This is a genomic window from Nocardia citri (genome assembly GCF_054065835.1).
The window spans coordinates 1-874 of sequence record NZ_JBSUQM010000068.1; the positions used below are offsets into that span (position 1 = coordinate 1).

Consider the following 874-nt stretch of genomic DNA (forward strand, 5'->3'; position numbering starts at 1 on the left):
GCCGGTCGATCGTGTTCATCTCGACGATGCGCCGGACAGCCATCGTCGGGCGCGGCCGAATACAGAGTTCTTGCGCCCGCGTGTTCGATCGATCGTGTTGCACCAGTGGGGCAATGCTTCTCGTGCGGCGAGCCATGTTTGGGGTATCCCGACGATCGGGCCTGTGTGGTTGCCGGTGTAGGCGGCGACGATTCCGCCGGCGATGGCGCTGGTGGTGTCGATATCTCCGTCTGCGGCAATGCATGTGGTGACTGCGGCCGGGTAGTCGTGCAGATATGTGGCTGCGACCCATATCGTGAATGGCACTGTGTTCTGCGCGGTGACCAGGGATCCGTTGCCGAGTTCTTTCGCGGCTTCGGCGGCGGGGGCTGCGAGCAGGGTGCGGGCGTGGCGGATCAGCCGGGTCGTGTCACCGTGGTCGAGGCGTTCCAGGACGCTGGTGATGAATTCGGTTGGTGTGGGCCGTGTCCCATTGAGTCGGGCTTGCGCGGCGTGGGCTGCGGCGAGTGCGACCGCGACGGCACCGGTGACCCCTTCGGGATGCAGATGCGTCACCTGCGCCGACCGGACCGCTTCGGCGACAGCCTTTTCCGGATCGTCGGCATAAAAGGCACCTAGCGGGGCAACCCGCATGGCCGCACCGTTGCCACAGGAACCCTCGTCACCGAACGCGGCTGCGGCCGCGGTGCGCCAATGCACGCCATCGCGGACTCGGCGTAAGGTGGCGACCGTGGCGAAGCCGTAGTCACGGCCTGGGTCGAAGCGTCGCGCGAAAGCGGTGGCAAGCCGATCCTGGTCGATCTCGCCGCGACTACTTAGCTCGGTAACCACAGAGCAGGCCATCTCGGTGTCGTCGGTCCACCCCCACGGTCCG

At 66.2% G+C, this 874-nt stretch carries 1 protein-coding gene; it reads right to left on the reverse strand.

Going from position 1 to position 874, the window contains the following annotated elements; translation table 11 throughout:
- Positions 1 to 15: 15 nt before the first annotated feature.
- Positions 16 to 874 (reverse strand): ADP-ribosylglycohydrolase family protein (locus ACW2Q0_RS31120; RefSeq protein WP_457194494.1); only part of this gene is annotated, 859 nt, incomplete at its 5' end.